The sequence below is a fragment of the Pedobacter sp. MR2016-19 genome (assembly GCF_014947265.1).
GTDB lineage: Bacteria > Bacteroidota > Bacteroidia > Sphingobacteriales > Sphingobacteriaceae > Pedobacter.
Window position 1 is genome coordinate 245,945 of sequence record NZ_JADCNK010000002.1, and the last position, 17,208, is coordinate 263,152.

Sequence of the window (17,208 nt, forward strand, 5' to 3'; positions counted from 1 at the left end):
TTTTCATCCGTCTATCCGCCCAAAATTTTATTCTTCAATCTTTTGGTAATATATTTTAAAAGCTTATTCAATGGCTGTTGGTTTAGAACGATATCAATGGCGTATTTTTTATCTGATGGAAGATACAATACCTGGTTAAATAGATTGGGAGCAATCACTTCAAATTTTTGAATAACCTGAACCATTAAGTTAATGTTGTCATTAATAATATTGGTATGCATCAGGCTTTTAACCGTTTTTAATGCTTCGCTTGTCATCTTTTCATAAGCAATTTGATCCATGTTGTTAACTGCTTCTATACATGAGGCAAGTGCAATATGATCATTGGAAGCATATTTAAAGCCATTTATTCCGTTTTTAATGAGTGATGAAACACCTGCGCCATCTGAACAAATTACTGGCGTGCCAACGCCCATATATTCTAAGCAGGTGAAATTGTACATGTCCCATGTGGATGGAATGATGGCAAATTTTGCTGTTTTTTGAATATCTTCCAATTGATGGTGAGAAACTTGCCCCTGAGGTACTATTGTTCGGTTCCACACTTCATGGAATTTTTCAAGAAGTTGATCTGATTTGGATAAATCCTCATTAAACATGGTGTTGCGTCCATACCATTTGATTAACAATGGTTTAGCTATTGTTTTAACTGCCCGGCATAAAATATCTGGTCCCTTCCATTCCTGGATTCGGCTGCATACGATAGCAAAATTTTCCTTTTGAATAAATTTAGCAGGGGTAGCGTTCGTTTTAAATAACGGTGAGATAAGATTAATCTGTTTATGAGGAAAAATATCTTGCCAAAATGTATAATTAGACTGACTATGAGTAACTAGCGCATCTGATTTTTCCAGCAAGGAAAGTTCTGTCTGTCTACACTGGTCTCCAAATAAAATTTCCTGAAGTTCCCGTTCATGTAATTCAATTTGACCCGAACTTCCATGCAAACGGGTTACAACGGGGATATTGTGGTAAATTAGCCAGGGAATGAAGCCCAGTCCAAAATCGGTACATTCTACCAGATCAAACCCTTCACCTGCGTTAACCTGTTCCCACATGGCCCACGCAGAGGCAATTGCTTTCTTATATTGTGGTATGAAATCGAATTTTTTGAACCTGTCGAGGTATTTATGGAAAAGGTCTGGTTTGAGGTATTCGACTTCTATATCATGATGCAGAAAGCGATCTAATGATTGGGTATAAGCACTACCTACCACAACTTTTATTTTTGCAACATGAGCTCTCATAAAATCAATGTGTTGCAGATAATATGTCGAAATTCCTCCTCCTGAATGAGGGTAATATTCAGGTAGGATAAAGAGAATATTTAAATTTTTTATTTCCTGATCCACATGCTGTTAAAATTTCTGCCGAATTTATCATCGGTTAAAGTCAAGTTATTTTCCTCCACCTTATACTCTTCTGGTAGGTCAGATTTTAGCGTGCCAAAAAAACAATAGGTATTAAAATATGCCAGGGAAAGGTCATTTACCGATTCCTCCAGGTTTTTTAAAGAAATGCCATTGTTGGCAGAATAGGGTAGCCCTTCTACATGGATATCTGTAATACTCCATATTTCTGCCGGAGTAAGGTGGGTATTGATAACATTTAAGTGTATCAGTTCTTGATTTACCTCTGCGATATAGGCTTCTAGTTTAATATTCCCCTTTAGTATGCGTATAATTTTTCCAGTAATCCTTTGCTTAAGCGTCCTGTTTTGAAAATTAGCCCTCTTAGTTTGAGTAAGGCGTGCTGTTCTGTTTTGGTATGTTTCGGAGTCGATTGCTTCTGCAAGAGGATCATGCAGGCTTATAAAGACACCATTTGCATTTAACCTGTTTTCTATGTACGAGATGAATTGTGGAATATCTGGAATATGATGCAAAACGGAAGAAGTAATAATGAGATCGAATTTTTCGTCTACATCTTCAATATATCCACATCTCGAATTTATAGGTATATTCCATTTCAATGAGCGTTTTTTTGCTCTCTCTAACATAGCATGTGAGGGATCTAAAAGAAACATGGAAGCTATTTTTCTTCCAACTAATGAATCTATTAAAAGCTGAGCGGCCAAACCTGTTCCGCAACCCAGATCCAAAACTTTAATTTTTTGTATTTTTTGCTTATCTAGCCAGGCATAAAGATGATTAATAATGCGGTCAATCTGTTCGGGAAGATTAATCCACATTTCAGCATGGATCTTATCATAATATTTTGCTTCAATATTATGGAAGGTAAGGTTAACCTTTTCATGAAAATCTTTTATCGAATCCAGATTGGACTTTTGCTCAAAAAGCGGGGTTAAAGATTTGAAAACATCGGTAGTCATTTTAATTGTGTATTGGCTTTAATTTACTGCTCAATGGGCTCAGTTATTTTCTATTAATAATTTTAGCCTGTTATGGATCTTTACCGGGTTAAAATCCATTTCAGCAAAATATCGACATTGTTTAACACATGCTGATCTGAAATCCGGATTTTTGAGTTTATTTATGATACTTACCAAATCTGTTTTTGTTTCATTATCAACATAGCTTAACCAAGAATTTTTAACGGCCCATTTGCCTATTGCTGCAGATTGGGGAGCTATTATAAGTACTGGTATACCTAAATGACAGAATTCGACAAATCTACTTGGAAAGCTGTATCTCGATCTGATTTCTTCATTTGTATCTGAAGAATAAAAAACAATGATTACATCCGCTTCTTCTACCATGAAGTTGAACAGATCATAGAGTTCTTCAAATTTTTTGTAGAAAGAAATTTTGCTCGCATTCTGTAAAGAATTTTTGTAATCCTGATTAAAAGATCCTATCAGAATGATGTTTGTATGGGTTTCTTCGACTGCTTCATTAATTTTTTCGACTGTTTTTTCAAAAAAATAGGGTAATAGCATGCCTGAAATGGCAAAATTGAATTTTTCGGATTTTATTCTTTTACTATGAGCTATAAAGGCACCATCAGGTATTGGATAAACAACAGATACATTTTTCCCACCATGAAGAGAGAGCATCTCTTCCATCGGTTCTGAAACCACAAAAAAATGCCTGCAATTTTCAATTATTCTGTTGATTTGTTTTCTAGTGAGAATGTTCTCTTTAAAATATCGGTTGAAAATATTATCATCGTGAAAAAAGAGATAAAATGGGATATTAGCTTGTTCCGCAAGTAAATAGACCAGGTAACTTACATAGTCTTCTAATAATCCGATTAAAATATCGCCTTTGGTAAAATGAAGCGCTTTGGACAGAGATCTTGCTTGTAACCGCGTTCTCATGCTGGTTAAAAACGGAGTCGCTTTTCTTAAGGGCGGGTACCAGAATTTCTTTTCAAGGTTAATTTGCCTGAAGCTGGTGTTTCCCTTATTAACCGGGCTACAATTAATAAAGGTAACCTGATAACCTTCCTGTTCAAATCGTTTCAAATGCCGGTATAGCACAATACTTCCGCCTGCGGCATTATTTACCGGATAAAGTGAACTTGAAATAAAAAAAATCCTTTTTTCCAAAAATTATGAAATTTCGTCTACGGCACCCCAGGTTCTTTTGATATGTTTTACCTTTATAAAAAGAGAATTTAGAGCAGCAATTGTTACTGTTTCGTTATAGGAGATTTCGACAGCCTTTTTTTGATCTCCAATTGACTCTTCGTAGAGGCTTTTCATTTGAACAAAAATTTCGTTCGGATTTAACGGATCAAAATATCGGGCTGCTTCGCCTAGTTGTTCAACATGTCCGTCTAATCGGCTACAAATTACTTTACAGCCCAGGTAGTAGGCTTCAAGTAGTGGCATATTGGTTGGCCCAAGAAAAGTTGGCATTACCAGTGAAATGGCATTTTTGTATAACCATTTCAGTTGCGGCAGGCTGACCACACCGAGTTGGATAACATTTTTTTCGAGGCCTAAGCTTTGGATGACACTATTAATGTAATCAATATTATTTTGATTTGCTCCTGTAAATACAAGTTTTACTTTTGGAAAATAAAATATAAATTGTTGGAAGGCAAGTAGCAGATTGTAATGGTTTTTATGTGGCCAATACCTGGCAGGGTAAATGAAAAACTTGTCATTCGCTAAGATATCTACCTGCTCGGTCGCAATCTGATCTTTTACAATCAGGCCTGGAATCATCGGTATCACGTGAATTCTGTTGGGATTAACTGGGCAATACCGGATCAGTTCTTTTTTTCCCGACTCAGATTCTGCACAAATAATTAGTGCTTTATTGATATCCCGGTTTAGATTTTCGATTCTGCTCTCCAGCTTTCCGTGCATACTTACTTCAGGGAAAGCAAACATAGAAATATGGCCAAGATCCCAAAGGGTTGATATGTGCGGAAAATTGTCAATCTCAATTCCCGGATTGATGTAGTAAATTACTTCAATTCCAGCATGCTTTAAATTGTCAATTAACTTGTTATTGTATTTTTTTTTGATCCTATTGCTTAATTTAATTCCGAAAAATGGTAGCCGGATACATATGGAGTTGAGTAGTTTCGGCCATCTGGTTCTGTAAATAGGGGTGAGCGACAATGCATTTGACCCGGATTTAAAGATTTGATCAATATTGTATCCAACAGGAACAATTTCTGTACCTGAAAACGAGGTTTTGGTTAGGATTTCTTGCAATGCTTCCGTATATGCAAATGCACCACCATTTGCATAGCTTCCGCCATGGTAATGCCAGATACCTATTTTAAACAATTTTTTCATGGATGCAGGTTGTTATTGCTGTAAGCTCATCAGTCGTTAAACCTAATCCGCTGGGTAGATAAAAACCATTTCTGGCCAATTTCTCCGCCACCGGATATTTTTCATTCTTAAATAAGCCCATTTTTTTAAATACAGGTTGTTCATGCATACACCAGAAAAATGGCCTGGTGCCAATTTTATGTTTTGTTAAGTAATCAATCAAATCTTCTTTTTCACTTTCAGTTGGTGCTACTATTCCGAAAACCCAATAAATATTTTCTGCATATGATGTACTGGTAAGTGGTAGCTGGTATCCTTTCTGTTTCAAATAAGAAAGGGCGCTATGATAGTTTGACCCCATATTGCGCTTGATGCTGATAAATTCTTCTAGTTGTTCCAATTGTGCTAAACCAACTGCAGCCTGCATATTGGTCATCCGGTAATTCCAACCCAATTCATTATGGACGAATCTTGGCTCATCTGGTTCAAAGCAAAGATTGCGCAATTTTTTGCATCTGGTGGCAAGATGTTCGTCATCAGTTAGCAACATACCCCCTTCACCGGTCGTAATATGTTTATTTGGATAAAAGCTAAAAATACTGATATCGCCAAAACTACCACACATTTTACTGTTATAGGTTTGCCCGTGCATTTCGGCCGCATCTTCAATTATTTTAAGTTTGTATTTTTTTGCTAAAGCTAATACTGGATCCATATCAACCGGAAGACCATAAATATGCACCACTAAAATTGCCTTAGTTCGAGCGGTAATCTTGGCTTCGATTTGCGTTACATCCATATTCCAGGTGAGTGGATCACTATCAACCAAAACTGGAATTGCACCTGCCGTAACCACAGATTGAGCTGGCGAAATAATTGTAAAAGTGGGCATAATAACCTCATCACCGGCACCAATACCCAAAGCCTTTATGGCGATATCTAATGCTGCCGAACCATTGCTTACCGCAATTCCATATTTACGATTGTTGTAGGTACTGAAATTCTTTTCAAATGCACCAACGAACGGACCTTCACTACTTATCCACCCAGTACTGATACATTCTGAAAGGTACTTTAACTCATTTCCTTTTAATAATGGAGTATTTACCGGAATTGGTTTCATGAATTAATTTTTTTTAAGGACATAGGCAACTCCCCACGTCAAATTTGAGGGTACATTCTTTGTTAAGAATTCTTCACTTTTTAAAATTTCAAAGCCTGTACTGTAAGCTAATAGGTCGATTTCATTTTTGCAAAAATGTCGCATTGGATGAATTTCCTTAAAAGAAAGTTGTGTCTGATCTTTTAATGAACTTACTTCTATATCGTAGTTTACTTCAACAATATTTTCTTCACTAAAGATAGATGGTGTTGCTCTTCGGATAATTTGAATCTGATCATTGCTTAATTTTTTAATCCGCTCTTCTGGTACCTGGGATACAACTGCTGGTGTATGCCAAACATCGAAAATAAACAGTCCGCCATCACAGAGTGACTCATGAACAAGTTGAAAAGTTCTGATCAAACTTGAATTGTCAGTTAGATAGCTAATTACATGAAAAAGCGATAGTGCAATTTCAAACTTCTGATCGACTTTAAAATTAGAGATGTTAGCTTTTTGGAACCTCAGTCTGGTATTTTCATTTTGTCTTGCAATGTTGAGCATATCTTCACTGAGTTCGATTCCCAATACTGAAAACCCATTTTCTGCAAAGACTGATGCATGTTTTCCTGTGCCACATCCTAATTCAATAATATTTTGGGCATTAGGGAAGTATTCTTGAATGAGCTCGATTATATAAGCTGCTTCCGCAGGATAATCTTTATCATAATACAGTAGGTTATAATACTGACTGTAAAGTTTAAAGTTTTCGATCATTATTTGATATTTTTAAGAATGGGGTCGAAATGCACTTTGTCTTCGTCGCCGCAGTACGGACCTTGTTTAATTTCTATGAGCTCTGATGACTCTAACATTTCAAAGCCGTGCCCACCTGCAGCAAGTAAAATTACATCTCCCGTTTCCACCGTCCTGCTCTCGACATAAACCTGGTCATCATTGTAAAAATCTACACGTACTTTACCTGCTTTAACGTATAGCACTTCCTGTGTAAGGGTTACTTTTCGTTCTACAAGCTTGTGCACATGCGGGGGTATAATATAACCTTTAGGCCGGTTCATGTACCCCAACTGTTGCGAATAGTCTTCTGGGGTGAAGAAAGTTATCCCTTCTTTATGAAAATTTGACCTTATGATTAGTGCGAGTAACAGTCCATTTATGGTAATGCTTTCTATCATAGTTAAGCTTGATTAAAAATAAATTTACTTCTTTCAGTACTTAATGAATTGATCTTTTTTTTGAAGATTTTTGAGATCAATTTTCGCGCAATTCTATTAAGTAGATTAACAACTTTTATGTTTGTCCATTTACGTATCGGACCAATTTTGCAAGTGATCATTAACTTACGGTAAAAGGAAATGTTAGACTTATTTATAGATATGTTTTTTGACCCGGCCCCGTAATGAATAAAATTTGCCTGGTATTTATTGGGGAGGTGGTAAAATTTTTTGCCTGGTATTTTTCTTAATTCATTTTGAAAATATGCGGCGGAATCAAATGCGTGTACCTCGCCATCACGGATTTCTTCGTAATAAAAGTGAGATCTTTTGGATAGCTCAAATGCTTCCTTTTTATAAATACAAAACCAGGTATGGTTTCGTTCGTACAAATGCATGTTTCTACTAGAATAACTATCGAAACAAAATGCAGTTTCATTGTAACAGGTACTGGCGAATAAACAATCCGGATTTTGCAAAGCGAGCAGCAGATGAAAGTAAAATTCTGCGTCTAATACTTCAAAATCTGCATCAACAGTTGCAATGTAATCTGTGTTAAATTTGGGAAGTTCTGAGGTCCAGAGTTCATCATAATTTTCGTTAATATCATCCCTCACACGATCAATTCCTTCAGGAGAAGAAATCGTTTCACCAGCAACAAAATTTTTAGTCCTTATTTTTTCTGTATTGTCAAAGATCTGAACATAAGGATATGCTGCCCATTTTACTGCATATTCATTAAGATTTTCTGGGGTGAGGGCATTCAAATAAATGAATAATTTAAAATGTTGTTTTTCAGAATGATTAAGCCTGTCGTATATTTTTTTAAAACTTTTAACACCATAATCTCCAAACATGCAGTCCCGGTTGGTTACCAACATAAAAAACGTAATGGACTTTCGCATTATGCTATCTTTCATTTAGTTGGTTTGTTCAATCCAGTTATCTCTCAATACAAGATCTCTCATACGATGTCTGGTCATCAACTTGATGTCGTAAGCAATGCGGTTGCTGTGATAAAAAGCCTGGGCCATTGTAATTCTCCAATTATCTTTGGCTCTTATGAAGTGCCAAGGTGTAGCTAAGGATTTATATAAAACAGCAATAAAATTATTAAGAATGTTGGCGAACAGTTTTGAATTATTCAACCCATTGGCAGCCCTGTAAATTGTAAAACTGTCGCAATTGGCCTGGTTTGCAAATCTTTTATTTAAATAACTTTGCGTCATCCTGCTTTTTGGAATAATATGGTTAATGACAGATAAACCATTGTAGGCCTGCAGATAACCCAGATCAAGAATCTTTATGGATAGCCCTGTTTCTCCATCTCCTATCCATTCGCCTTTGGTATTTTCTGGGTTAAAGCCCCCGGCCTTTATTATTGCTTCTTTTAAAATTGCTTCATGACAGCTAAAAATATTAATCATTTGATCGGAAATGATTAACGGAGTTTCATCTAGATTTAGGCTCAAGTGAGCATTTAAGCAGTATTTTAATACCCAGTCTGGAGGATGAATATCCCATTTTGGCAGTACCCGCCCACTTACTACTGCAATTTTATCGTTCAGTTCGAAAGTTTGGACCAGGTTCGTTAACAAATCAGGTTCCGCAATCATGTCGTCATCTGTATAATATAATACTTCACCTTTTGCGTATTTTATTGCAGAATTGCGTGCATAATGAACACCTTGCCTTGGTTCCTCGAAATACTTTATTATTGGGTATTTTTCAGACAATTCTTTTACTACCGCTAATGTATTGTCTGTTGAGTTATTATCAATTACAATAATTTCGAGCATATTAGGATAGTTTTGTGTTACAAAGCTTTCCAGGGTTAATTTTATGAAAAAATCTCTGTTATAGGTCGGAATAATAACTGAAACAGTTTTCATTTTTTAATTTGTGTAAATATGCAAACCATTATACTGGGATGAGATTCCAGTTATCTAATAAAATATTGCAAGGAGATTCTATTTTTCCAGAATCTGGAAACCATTTGTTTGGTGCATACACAGGTGCATTTTTAACATTTAAATAAGCCCCCCACCAACTAAAAGTACTATTGGAAATGATACAAATGTCTGCCTGCATTAAAAACTGAAAATCGATAATTTCCGTTGATCGGGAAATATATTTTTTATTCAGGTATCCAAATTCGGACTCTAAAAAATCTGTATCGTCGCTAATTAATATGTAATAATTGTTTTCGCTTTCAATGGCCGAAATTGCATTGTGATAATATTCTGCTGGTAATTGTATGTCATAGTGAAAATAGTCCGATCGTCTAACATGCATAACCACATATTTGTATCCCTGGGGCAGATTGTTAAATATATTTCTAAAATCTGTCTGATATTTTTCTTTAATAACAAATTTGGCTTTTATTTCTTCTTTACAGTCAGCGAAATAATACTCCGATTGGAAAAAGCCGGTAAATAATTTCCGATTGTTCAGTTTTAAGCGCTCCAGCTGCGGCTCCAACTGATCTGATATATATACTTCTTCATAATTTAGGATTTTTTTTAACAACGCATAAAATTTTTGTTTGAGATAAACTGAAAAAAAATCATCAAACCCTTTTAAAGAAAATATCGTTTGATCTAAGTAATAGAAGATATCTTTTGTTTGTGCAAAATATTTGGGAATAAATAAAGATTGCAGTCTCCTGTCAAAATAAAACCTCGAATTTAGTTTTTTAGCGGTAGCATAAGCAAAGGCATACTGGAATAACTGGTTTCCCAATCTACCTTGTAATTCAACACTAATCATTTAAACGTTTTTTAAACCAAAAACAGCCACAGCCCCAGCTTTGCTCATCTGCTTGTTTTTTGCTGGCATTTCTAATCATACCAATATTTTCAAACTTATCAGGGATCAGAGAAAACTCAATAAGTTCGAGTTTTGAAAAGTAAGAGATAATCTGATCATATGCGTAAATACGATGTGCGTTAAATGCTATTTTAGCTTTGCCAATCGGAGTAACTATAAGTAAATCTCCATTAACAGCCAATACCCTAACCAATTCGTTAATTGCCTTGAGGTCGCCATCATAATCAATTTCGTCTCCATATCTTCCCAGTCCAATATGCTCAAGTGTATGCATGCATGATAAAGAGTCGATCGTATTACTTCTGAATGGCAATTGTGTTAAATCGGCATGTTTGGTATCTAGTCCCTCCAGCTTAATTTCCGCAGGCCTGTAATCATAAAATTCTACGGGTATAAATGCAGATACTATGGTGCTAAAGTGTAAGATTGAAGAAATATCGACGTGTTTTTTGGGTTGGGTTTTCGCTAAAATTCTCGCTGCCCATGCAGGATGATAAGTATAGTGAGGTTCAATTTCGGTGATAGATGTTCGGTCATCTAATAATGGGTAATGATCGTAATTTTGATTGAATCTGAGATTAGTATTTCCTTCACTCAGCCGAAAATTAGCTAAGTCTGAATTAAAAGTTTCCACTTTTTTTCTAAACAATTTTCTTAAAGTGAAATAACCATACAGTTTTCCTACTGCAGTATAACGAAGTTTATTTTTAATTTTTCTTAACAATTTTTTCTTTGATAATTTTTTAAGGAAAAGTTTATTTTTTCCGGGTTATTATTGTTGATATTTTATGCCTGATTTTTCTAACAATTTGGTTTTTGATTGAAGGCATTGGCACTACATCAACTTTTAAATCTTCTGTAGCCAGGTTTTGAAGCAGAATACTAAATTCGTGCTTGTAGGATTTTGGAACGGCGAGTATAATATCGTTAAATACATAAATTTGACGTTCGGGTGTAAGTGCTTGCATGATTTCAGCAAGATCAGGATAATCTGTTAACGAATGCGGATGATGAGGTGGGGATAAAAATAAGCGAGCATCATCAATCATGATAAACAATTTGTCGAACAGATGTTTAAACCTGTTAATGATTTCCAACTCAACTAATAAGGGGCATTGATCTTTTTCTCCAAAAGAATGGTCACCACACCAATGTGCATCGAGCCATAAAATGGCGTTATTTACTTTTGGAAGGAGATCTGGAAGTATACTTTTTGTATCGCCAAATAAAAGATTTACATTTTCCCTTGATTTTAGTCTTTCTTTAGTATAGTTATACCAATGTTCAGAAAATTCAATTGAATATACATTTTTGAAAACATCAGCTGACCATTCTGTAGTACCGCCTTGGTAGGTGCCGGTTTCTATAAAGTTGGTAATTTGATATTTTTCTTTTATAAATTTAACAAGCCTTTTATCAGGCCCCATTGTTATCGATCCCATTTCATTTTTCTAATTTCCAGTTAAATTTTTTTGCGAGAATCCCTGGCCTCTTTTCCGTCCAAAAGTTTGAAAAATCAAAACCGCCATTAATTTCAAAATATATTCTATCATTGTTATTATCAGGATCTATAATCCAAAACTGGTTGAATATTGCAACACCTAAGGAAATGTAGTATTTCCCCTCGTTCAATAAGTAAGGAGTAATGGAAGTTGTGAGTTTGATTTTGCCTTTTGGAAAGCTATTTTGAGTAATTGTGTCTGTGTGAAATGACCATAATAGATTATTGCCATCAGCATCAAATAAGGAAAATCCTATTTGCAACGAGCTATTAGGTTCCAAAATTTCCCCCAAAATAGAAATTTCAACTTCTTCATTCAGGCTATATGAAGTTTTTTTAGTATTTATCATCAAGGGTATGAAATATTGATTTTTGTATTTTTCGCTATCAATATTAAGGCTGTTTGACAATTCTCTATCTTCTGTAGTCAGGTATTTATTAATAACTTCAGACATATCATCCGACTTGTAACTCACAAGACCGTTTTTAAGTACTATTCCACTGTTGCAAAGTTGCTTTACCGCACCCATATTATGACTCACAAAAAGTACCGTCCTGCCTTCTCCTTTACTCACCTCACCCATTTTGCCTAAACATTTCTTTTGAAACTCAGCATCGCCTACTGCTAATACTTCATCTACAATTAATATTTCGCTTTCTAAATGTGCTGCAACAGCAAAAGCCAGGCGAACATACATACCGGAGCTATACCTTTTTACCGGTGTATCTAAATAACGCTCTATCCCTGCAAAATCTACAATTTCATCTAGTTTACGCTGTATTTCCTTTTTACGCATACCCAAAATAGCACCGTTGAGAAATATGTTTTCACGGCCGCTGAGTTCGGGATGAAAACCTGTTCCAACTTCAAGTAAACTTGCTATCCGTCCTTTACCCGAAATTTTGCCGGCAGTAGGAGCGGTTACTTTACTTAATATTTTGAGCAGTGTACTTTTTCCGGCTCCATTTCGGCCAATAATGCCAACAGCATCGCCTTGCTCAATTTCAAAATTAATATCCTTTAAACTCCACACTATATCACTCGCACTTTTTGTATTTTGATCGTTGCTTTCACCGATACGTAGAAAAGGATCTTCTTTGCCCCGAATACGGGCGTACCAACGCTCCAAATCTCGGCTGATCGTTCCGGTTCCGATCTGACCTAACTGATAGGCTTTGCTTAAATTTTCTACTTTTATAGCGATGTTAGACATTTAAAGTATGCTTAAAGTTACGCTTTCCATTATTCGTATAATACCTTCCATCTAAACCGTATCAACGAAATTCCGTTCAACTTTGTTAAAAATTATAGTGCCAACAATCAGCAGGATTAATGTAACAATCATTGAGTAAGCTAAACTAAACCAGCTAAAACTCCCTTCACCCAAAAAGCCATACCTAAAAGTTTCAATAATTGGGGTCATGGGATTATATTTAATGATCCAGGCATAGGTTGGGTATTTCTTGATGGCTTCTGATAGGGGGTAGATTACTGTGGTAGCATACATCAGTAACTGCACTCCAAAACCAATAAGGAAGGCCAGATCCCTGTACTTTGTAGTCATAGCGGAAATGATCATGCCTGCCCCCAAACCCAATAAAGCCATTAATAATACAATAACCGGAAACAGAGAAATTGCCCAACTGATGTTGAAATTGGCGCCGGTGAAATAATAATAAGCCATTAAGATGAGGAACAGAAGCATCTGTACTCCAAAACGAACCAGGTTACTCACTACTATGCTCAAAGGCATAATTAGCCTGGGGAAGTAGACTTTGCCAAAAATACCTGCATTATCTCTGAAAACAGAAGATGTTTTGGTCAAACAATCTGCAAAATAGTTCCAGGCAGTAATGCCTGCCATATAAAAAAGCGGTTTAGGTAATCCATCTGTTGATATGCCGGCTAAATTGCCAAATATAAAGGTAAAGATGATAGTGGTAAATAATGGTTGAATAAAAAACCAGAGTGGGCCTAAAATAGTCTGTTTATAAAAAGAAACGAAATCCCTTCTCACCAATAGTACCAACAAATCGCGGTATGCCCAAACCTCATTTAGCTTTAGATCGAGCAAAGATGATTTTGCCTCAATGGTCCACTTTTGTTCCTCTTTACCATAAATATTGGGGCTATCCATTAATTTTATTGTTGCTGATTTATTTTCAATGCAGGACTGATTGTCCCATTTAAAAGCAAGTTTTTTATCGATTGAAGATAAGGTTCATATCCAAATGCCGCAATGCATTTTTTTTGAAGGTTTTTTTTCTCGTTGTCGGTTTGAGTATGACTTAATAAATTGCAGATACTGGTTAAAATATCTTCCTGATTATCAGGATCAACTAAAATACCAAGCTTTCCGCCTTTAAGTGCATCTACACTGCCATCTTTATTACCTGCAATAACCCTCAGGCCGCTGGCTAATGCTTCTATAAATACAATGCCGAAGCCTTCTTTTTTACTGGGTAAGATAAACATGTCAGATAGTAAAAAGTGTTCAGTAAGTTCGGTTTCATCAATAAAACCTACCATCCTGATATATTCTTGAAGCTGGTTCTTTGCAATTAAATCTTCTAATCGTTTCTTTTCCTCGGCATCCCATTTTCCACCCAGCAGGTAAACCAGGTTTGGGTATTTTTCCAATAGTTGTGGAAATAGCTTAATAGTGTGGTCGTATCCTTTATACTTTTCTGAAGAGGATAACCTGGATAATGAGAACAGAATTAAGTTTTTATCGTCTAAATGATATCGATCCAATAAACGCTGTGGTTTTTCGAACCCGGTAGAAAGGTGATAAAAAGGATCCAGACAATTGTTTAATATTTCAATGCGATCTTCGGGAATATGATGCATTTCCATAATTTTACCTGCTGTAAAATGACTGACACATATAATTTTATCCAATTGGTTTAATATTTTGAGCTTGGAGTTGGGTAACTTTCTCCAAATTTCTACGCCATGCGCCAATAAATATATCTTTTTATGGGGATGTATTTTCCTGATGAAATAAACGATGCTGATTAAGTGGATATGGCTCAATAAAATCACATTGGCTTTTAATCCACTTAAAAAAGATTGCAGCACGAATCGCTCCCTGTTTCCGTTAAAACCATAGAACTGGTGTTTGCTTAGGTATCTCGAATCGCGGTCAGTATTTTTATCGTACATCGAGTATACGGTAGACTGAACAATTTCCTCCTCGCTCAGGTCGTATAAAACACGTGATAAACTTCGGCATACTTTTTCAATGCCGCCAGTTAAACTAAAAGTTCTAAGTGTTAAAAATAAAACTTTAACTGACATGGTAAGTTCGGTATAAAGCCAGGGCTGAGCTCCAGTGTAGTTTGTTTTCTCCAAAACTTTTTATGAGCGATTTTGCCCGTTTATTTTGGTATCTTGATGGATCGGCAATATCGCGATTTTTTCTCATCCACTCCTGAAAAGGGAAAGTAAAACCCATTTTCGATCTTTTCCATGTTTCTGTCGGCAAATCCTCCTTGTATGCTTCTACCAAAAGTTTCTTTTTTTGTTTGTAACTGAACTTGATATCTGTTGAAATAGAAAGAACCAAATTTACAAAATTACGGTCGAGAAACGGAACCCTCACCTCAACACCATGGCTCATGCTCATAAAGTCGGTATCCTTTAATAACTGGTTTTGCATGTACATGTTAAATTCAAACCAACTTGCCCGGGTTTCGTTACTGGTTCTCTTTATTGCAGGATGAAGAGGGATATTTTCCAGGCAATTGATGACCTTTGCCATATCAATGTCTAATAATTCAGCAATTACATCGGGTGAATAAACGCCTCTCAAACATAGATATTCGCCAATAGGAGAATTTAAACTAAGGTAGTATAGTCGTTTAAACCTGGTATTATTGGAGAAACGCATGTTTCGTAAAACACTTTTACTTAACCAATTTAAGTCTTGTATCTTATAAATCCGGTCAAAAGAAGGGTATCCGCCAAAAAGCTCGTCGGCACCTAACCCTGACAGCACTACTTTTATCCCTTGTTCTTTAGCTGTTTTACATACAAACCAGGTATTGATCCCGTCATTTGTGGGCTGATCCATATCGGCTAGAATGGTTTCGAAATGCTGTAAGAAGTCGCGATAGGTAATAAGCTGTTCGATCTTTTTAACGTTTATTTTTTGAAGCAAACTATTCCTTTGTTTTTTTTCGGAAAAGTCTATTTCGTTAAAATTTGCCGAAATACTGTGTAACTGTTTGTTTTTGAATTGATTGGCCAATATAGTAATAATACTCGAATCCAGACCACCACTAAACAGTACACCAATATCAACATCAGAAATCATCTGCTGTTTAATCGAAAGGCTAAGCTGTTCACGGATTCTTTCTATGGCATGGGGTTCGTTTTTAATATTAGAAGAACTTTCGAATTCATGATAAGATTGAATGAAGTGTTCAGCACTTTGCATGTTGTATTTCAGAAAACAACCTTTAGCCAGGCTACACACATCTTTTAGTGTGGTATAAGGTTCGGGGATGTGACCAAAAGCAAGATAGTAAATTCGCCAGTTATCATTTTCCTGGTAGATATCGGCGTGTTTGAAAGCCTTTACTTCTGAAGCAAAGGTTAGAGTTTCCTTATCAAAATGATAATACAAGGGTTTGATTCCGTTTTGATCGCGGACCAGATAGATACATTGTTTCCGTTTGTCAAAAATGCAGAAGGCAAAAAGTCCGTCTAGTTTTTCAAATGCGGCTTCTCCCCAGTGTTGATAGGCATATAGGATTACCTCAGTGTCTGTTTGGCTTTTAAATACATAACCCAAATTAATTAATTCAGTTCTGATTTGGCGATAATTATAAATTTCACCATTATACGTAATGACCAGGTCTCCGTTGTGACTTATCATTGGCTGGTGCCCACTTGAGCTCAAATCTAAAATAGCTAGCCTACGGTTACCTAAACATAATGGCGTTTTGTCAATAGCATAAATACCTTGATCATCAGGCCCTCCATGTTGCATACTATCGCACATGGCCTTTACCTGTTGATTGACTTGTTCGAACGATTTTTTGCTATTGATGATGCCTGCTATTCGACACATTGGCTTTTTATTTTAAAAAAACAGGTTATTTATTGTGCACCGGATACAGCTTCGCCACCTCAGTCACATTTTATTTTCAAAAAATGAACTGATTATTTGTTTTTTATATTGTGCTGCGCTTAAAGCATCAGTCTTTTAATTTATTATTAAATAGTTCCCTCTCACATTTTCCACCTCCCATTGTCTTTCCTTATAGTGGTTCAACAAAAGCTATCGATGTATTGATATTTATCGAATAGCCCATATTCTGTAAACGTAAAATAATACGCTGCTTATTATGTGCCGATACCAATTCGGCAATTACACCTTTGAAAGGCCCTGCTTTAATCAATACCTTTTCACCTGGTTTAATATCATAATCAATGAGTTCCAAATCCGCATCTGTAGCGAGTAAAAGTTTAAGATCATGAATTTGCTGGTCAGGGATATGAGCGATTTGGTGAGAGAAATAAATAAATCTGGCAATACCATTGGTCATCAAAACTTCTGCATATTCTTTTGCCGAAATATACGTAAATAGATAAGATTTAATCAAGGGCTCTTCTACGATTTTTTTACGGTCGCTCCATTGTTTAACTGTCTTTTTAAGAGGTAAATAAGTTTGGATTCCTTTTCTGTTCAACTCTTCACACGCTTTTTTTTCTGCTCTCGAACGCGTATAAACCGGATACCACCTATAATTTTGATCTATCATTAGCTATATCATACATTGATTACACTCTGTTTGCATTTTGTCAATTAACCAATTAGAGCGTAAGCCGATTATT

17 protein-coding genes are annotated in these 17,208 nt (G+C 35.9%); all 17 read right to left on the reverse strand.

What is annotated here, in order from left to right; all coding sequences use genetic code 11:
* Positions 1 to 11: 11 nt before the first annotated feature.
* On the reverse strand, positions 12 to 1,247 hold the full coding sequence (locus IM793_RS03385; protein ID WP_193419744.1) for a glycosyltransferase family 4 protein: 1,236 nt from the start codon (positions 1,245 to 1,247) through the stop codon (positions 12 to 14).
* Between the two features lie 89 nt (positions 1,248 to 1,336).
* A complete protein-coding gene (locus tag IM793_RS03390; RefSeq protein WP_193419745.1) occupies positions 1,337 to 2,332 on the reverse strand; it encodes a class I SAM-dependent methyltransferase in 996 nt (331 codons plus the stop codon).
* A 39-nt stretch (positions 2,333 to 2,371) separates the two neighbouring features.
* Positions 2,372 to 3,442: a hypothetical protein gene (locus IM793_RS03395; RefSeq protein WP_370629759.1), complete on the reverse strand. Its 1,071-nt coding sequence runs from the start codon at positions 3,440 to 3,442 to the stop codon at positions 2,372 to 2,374.
* 72 nt (positions 3,443 to 3,514) lie between these two features.
* Positions 3,515 to 4,717 carry a glycosyltransferase gene (locus IM793_RS03400; RefSeq protein WP_193419747.1) on the reverse strand — a complete coding sequence of 401 codons (1,203 nt, stop codon included), beginning with the start codon at positions 4,715 to 4,717 and terminating at the stop codon, positions 3,515 to 3,517.
* The gene (locus IM793_RS03405) at positions 4,701 to 5,819 is read right to left on the reverse strand and encodes a DegT/DnrJ/EryC1/StrS aminotransferase family protein (protein ID WP_193419748.1); all 1,119 of its coding nucleotides are present in this window, start codon (positions 5,817 to 5,819) and stop codon (positions 4,701 to 4,703) included. Before IM793_RS03405 ends, IM793_RS03400 begins: the two co-directional genes overlap by 17 nt.
* A gap of 3 nt (positions 5,820 to 5,822) precedes the next feature.
* Complete coding sequence (locus IM793_RS03410) at positions 5,823 to 6,575, reverse strand: class I SAM-dependent methyltransferase (protein ID WP_193419749.1); 753 nt, start codon at positions 6,573 to 6,575, stop codon at positions 5,823 to 5,825.
* Complete coding sequence (locus IM793_RS03415) at positions 6,575 to 6,994, reverse strand: hypothetical protein (RefSeq protein ID WP_193419750.1); 420 nt, start codon at positions 6,992 to 6,994, stop codon at positions 6,575 to 6,577. The genes IM793_RS03410 and IM793_RS03415 overlap by 1 nt, the downstream gene beginning before the upstream one ends.
* A 2-nt stretch (positions 6,995 to 6,996) precedes the next feature.
* A complete protein-coding gene (locus IM793_RS03420; protein WP_193419751.1) occupies positions 6,997 to 7,953 on the reverse strand; it encodes a hypothetical protein in 957 nt (318 codons plus the stop codon).
* Entirely contained in the window at positions 7,954 to 8,925 is a 972-nt protein-coding gene (locus IM793_RS03425) for a glycosyltransferase family 2 protein (RefSeq protein ID WP_193419752.1), read from the reverse strand.
* Positions 8,926 to 8,953: 28 nt separating this feature from the next.
* Positions 8,954 to 9,802 carry an alpha-1,2-fucosyltransferase gene (locus IM793_RS03430; protein WP_193419753.1) on the reverse strand — a complete coding sequence of 283 codons (849 nt, stop codon included), beginning with the start codon at positions 9,800 to 9,802 and terminating at the stop codon, positions 8,954 to 8,956.
* Positions 9,795 to 10,586: a DUF268 domain-containing protein gene (locus IM793_RS03435; RefSeq protein WP_227256126.1), complete on the reverse strand. Its 792-nt coding sequence runs from the start codon at positions 10,584 to 10,586 to the stop codon at positions 9,795 to 9,797. Before IM793_RS03435 ends, IM793_RS03430 begins: the two co-directional genes overlap by 8 nt.
* A gap of 31 nt (positions 10,587 to 10,617) precedes the next feature.
* Complete coding sequence (locus tag IM793_RS03440; RefSeq protein ID WP_193419754.1) at positions 10,618 to 11,304, reverse strand: hypothetical protein; 687 nt, start codon at positions 11,302 to 11,304, stop codon at positions 10,618 to 10,620.
* Between the two features lies 1 nt (position 11,305).
* Positions 11,306 to 12,577: an ABC transporter ATP-binding protein gene (locus IM793_RS03445; protein ID WP_193419755.1), complete on the reverse strand. Its 1,272-nt coding sequence runs from the start codon at positions 12,575 to 12,577 to the stop codon at positions 11,306 to 11,308.
* A 51-nt stretch (positions 12,578 to 12,628) separates the two neighbouring features.
* A complete protein-coding gene (locus IM793_RS03450; protein ID WP_193419756.1) occupies positions 12,629 to 13,501 on the reverse strand; it encodes an ABC transporter permease in 873 nt (290 codons plus the stop codon).
* A 5-nt stretch (positions 13,502 to 13,506) separates the two neighbouring features.
* Positions 13,507 to 14,664 carry a glycosyltransferase family 4 protein gene (locus IM793_RS03455; protein WP_193419757.1) on the reverse strand — a complete coding sequence of 386 codons (1,158 nt, stop codon included), beginning with the start codon at positions 14,662 to 14,664 and terminating at the stop codon, positions 13,507 to 13,509.
* A complete protein-coding gene (gene asnB, locus IM793_RS03460) occupies positions 14,654 to 16,441 on the reverse strand; it encodes an asparagine synthase (glutamine-hydrolyzing) (protein WP_193419758.1) in 1,788 nt (595 codons plus the stop codon). The genes IM793_RS03455 and asnB overlap by 11 nt, the downstream gene beginning before the upstream one ends.
* 190 nt (positions 16,442 to 16,631) lie before the next feature.
* On the reverse strand, positions 16,632 to 17,135 hold the full coding sequence (locus IM793_RS03465; RefSeq protein ID WP_193419759.1) for a UpxY family transcription antiterminator: 504 nt from the start codon (positions 17,133 to 17,135) through the stop codon (positions 16,632 to 16,634).
* Positions 17,136 to 17,208 lie beyond the last annotated feature (73 nt).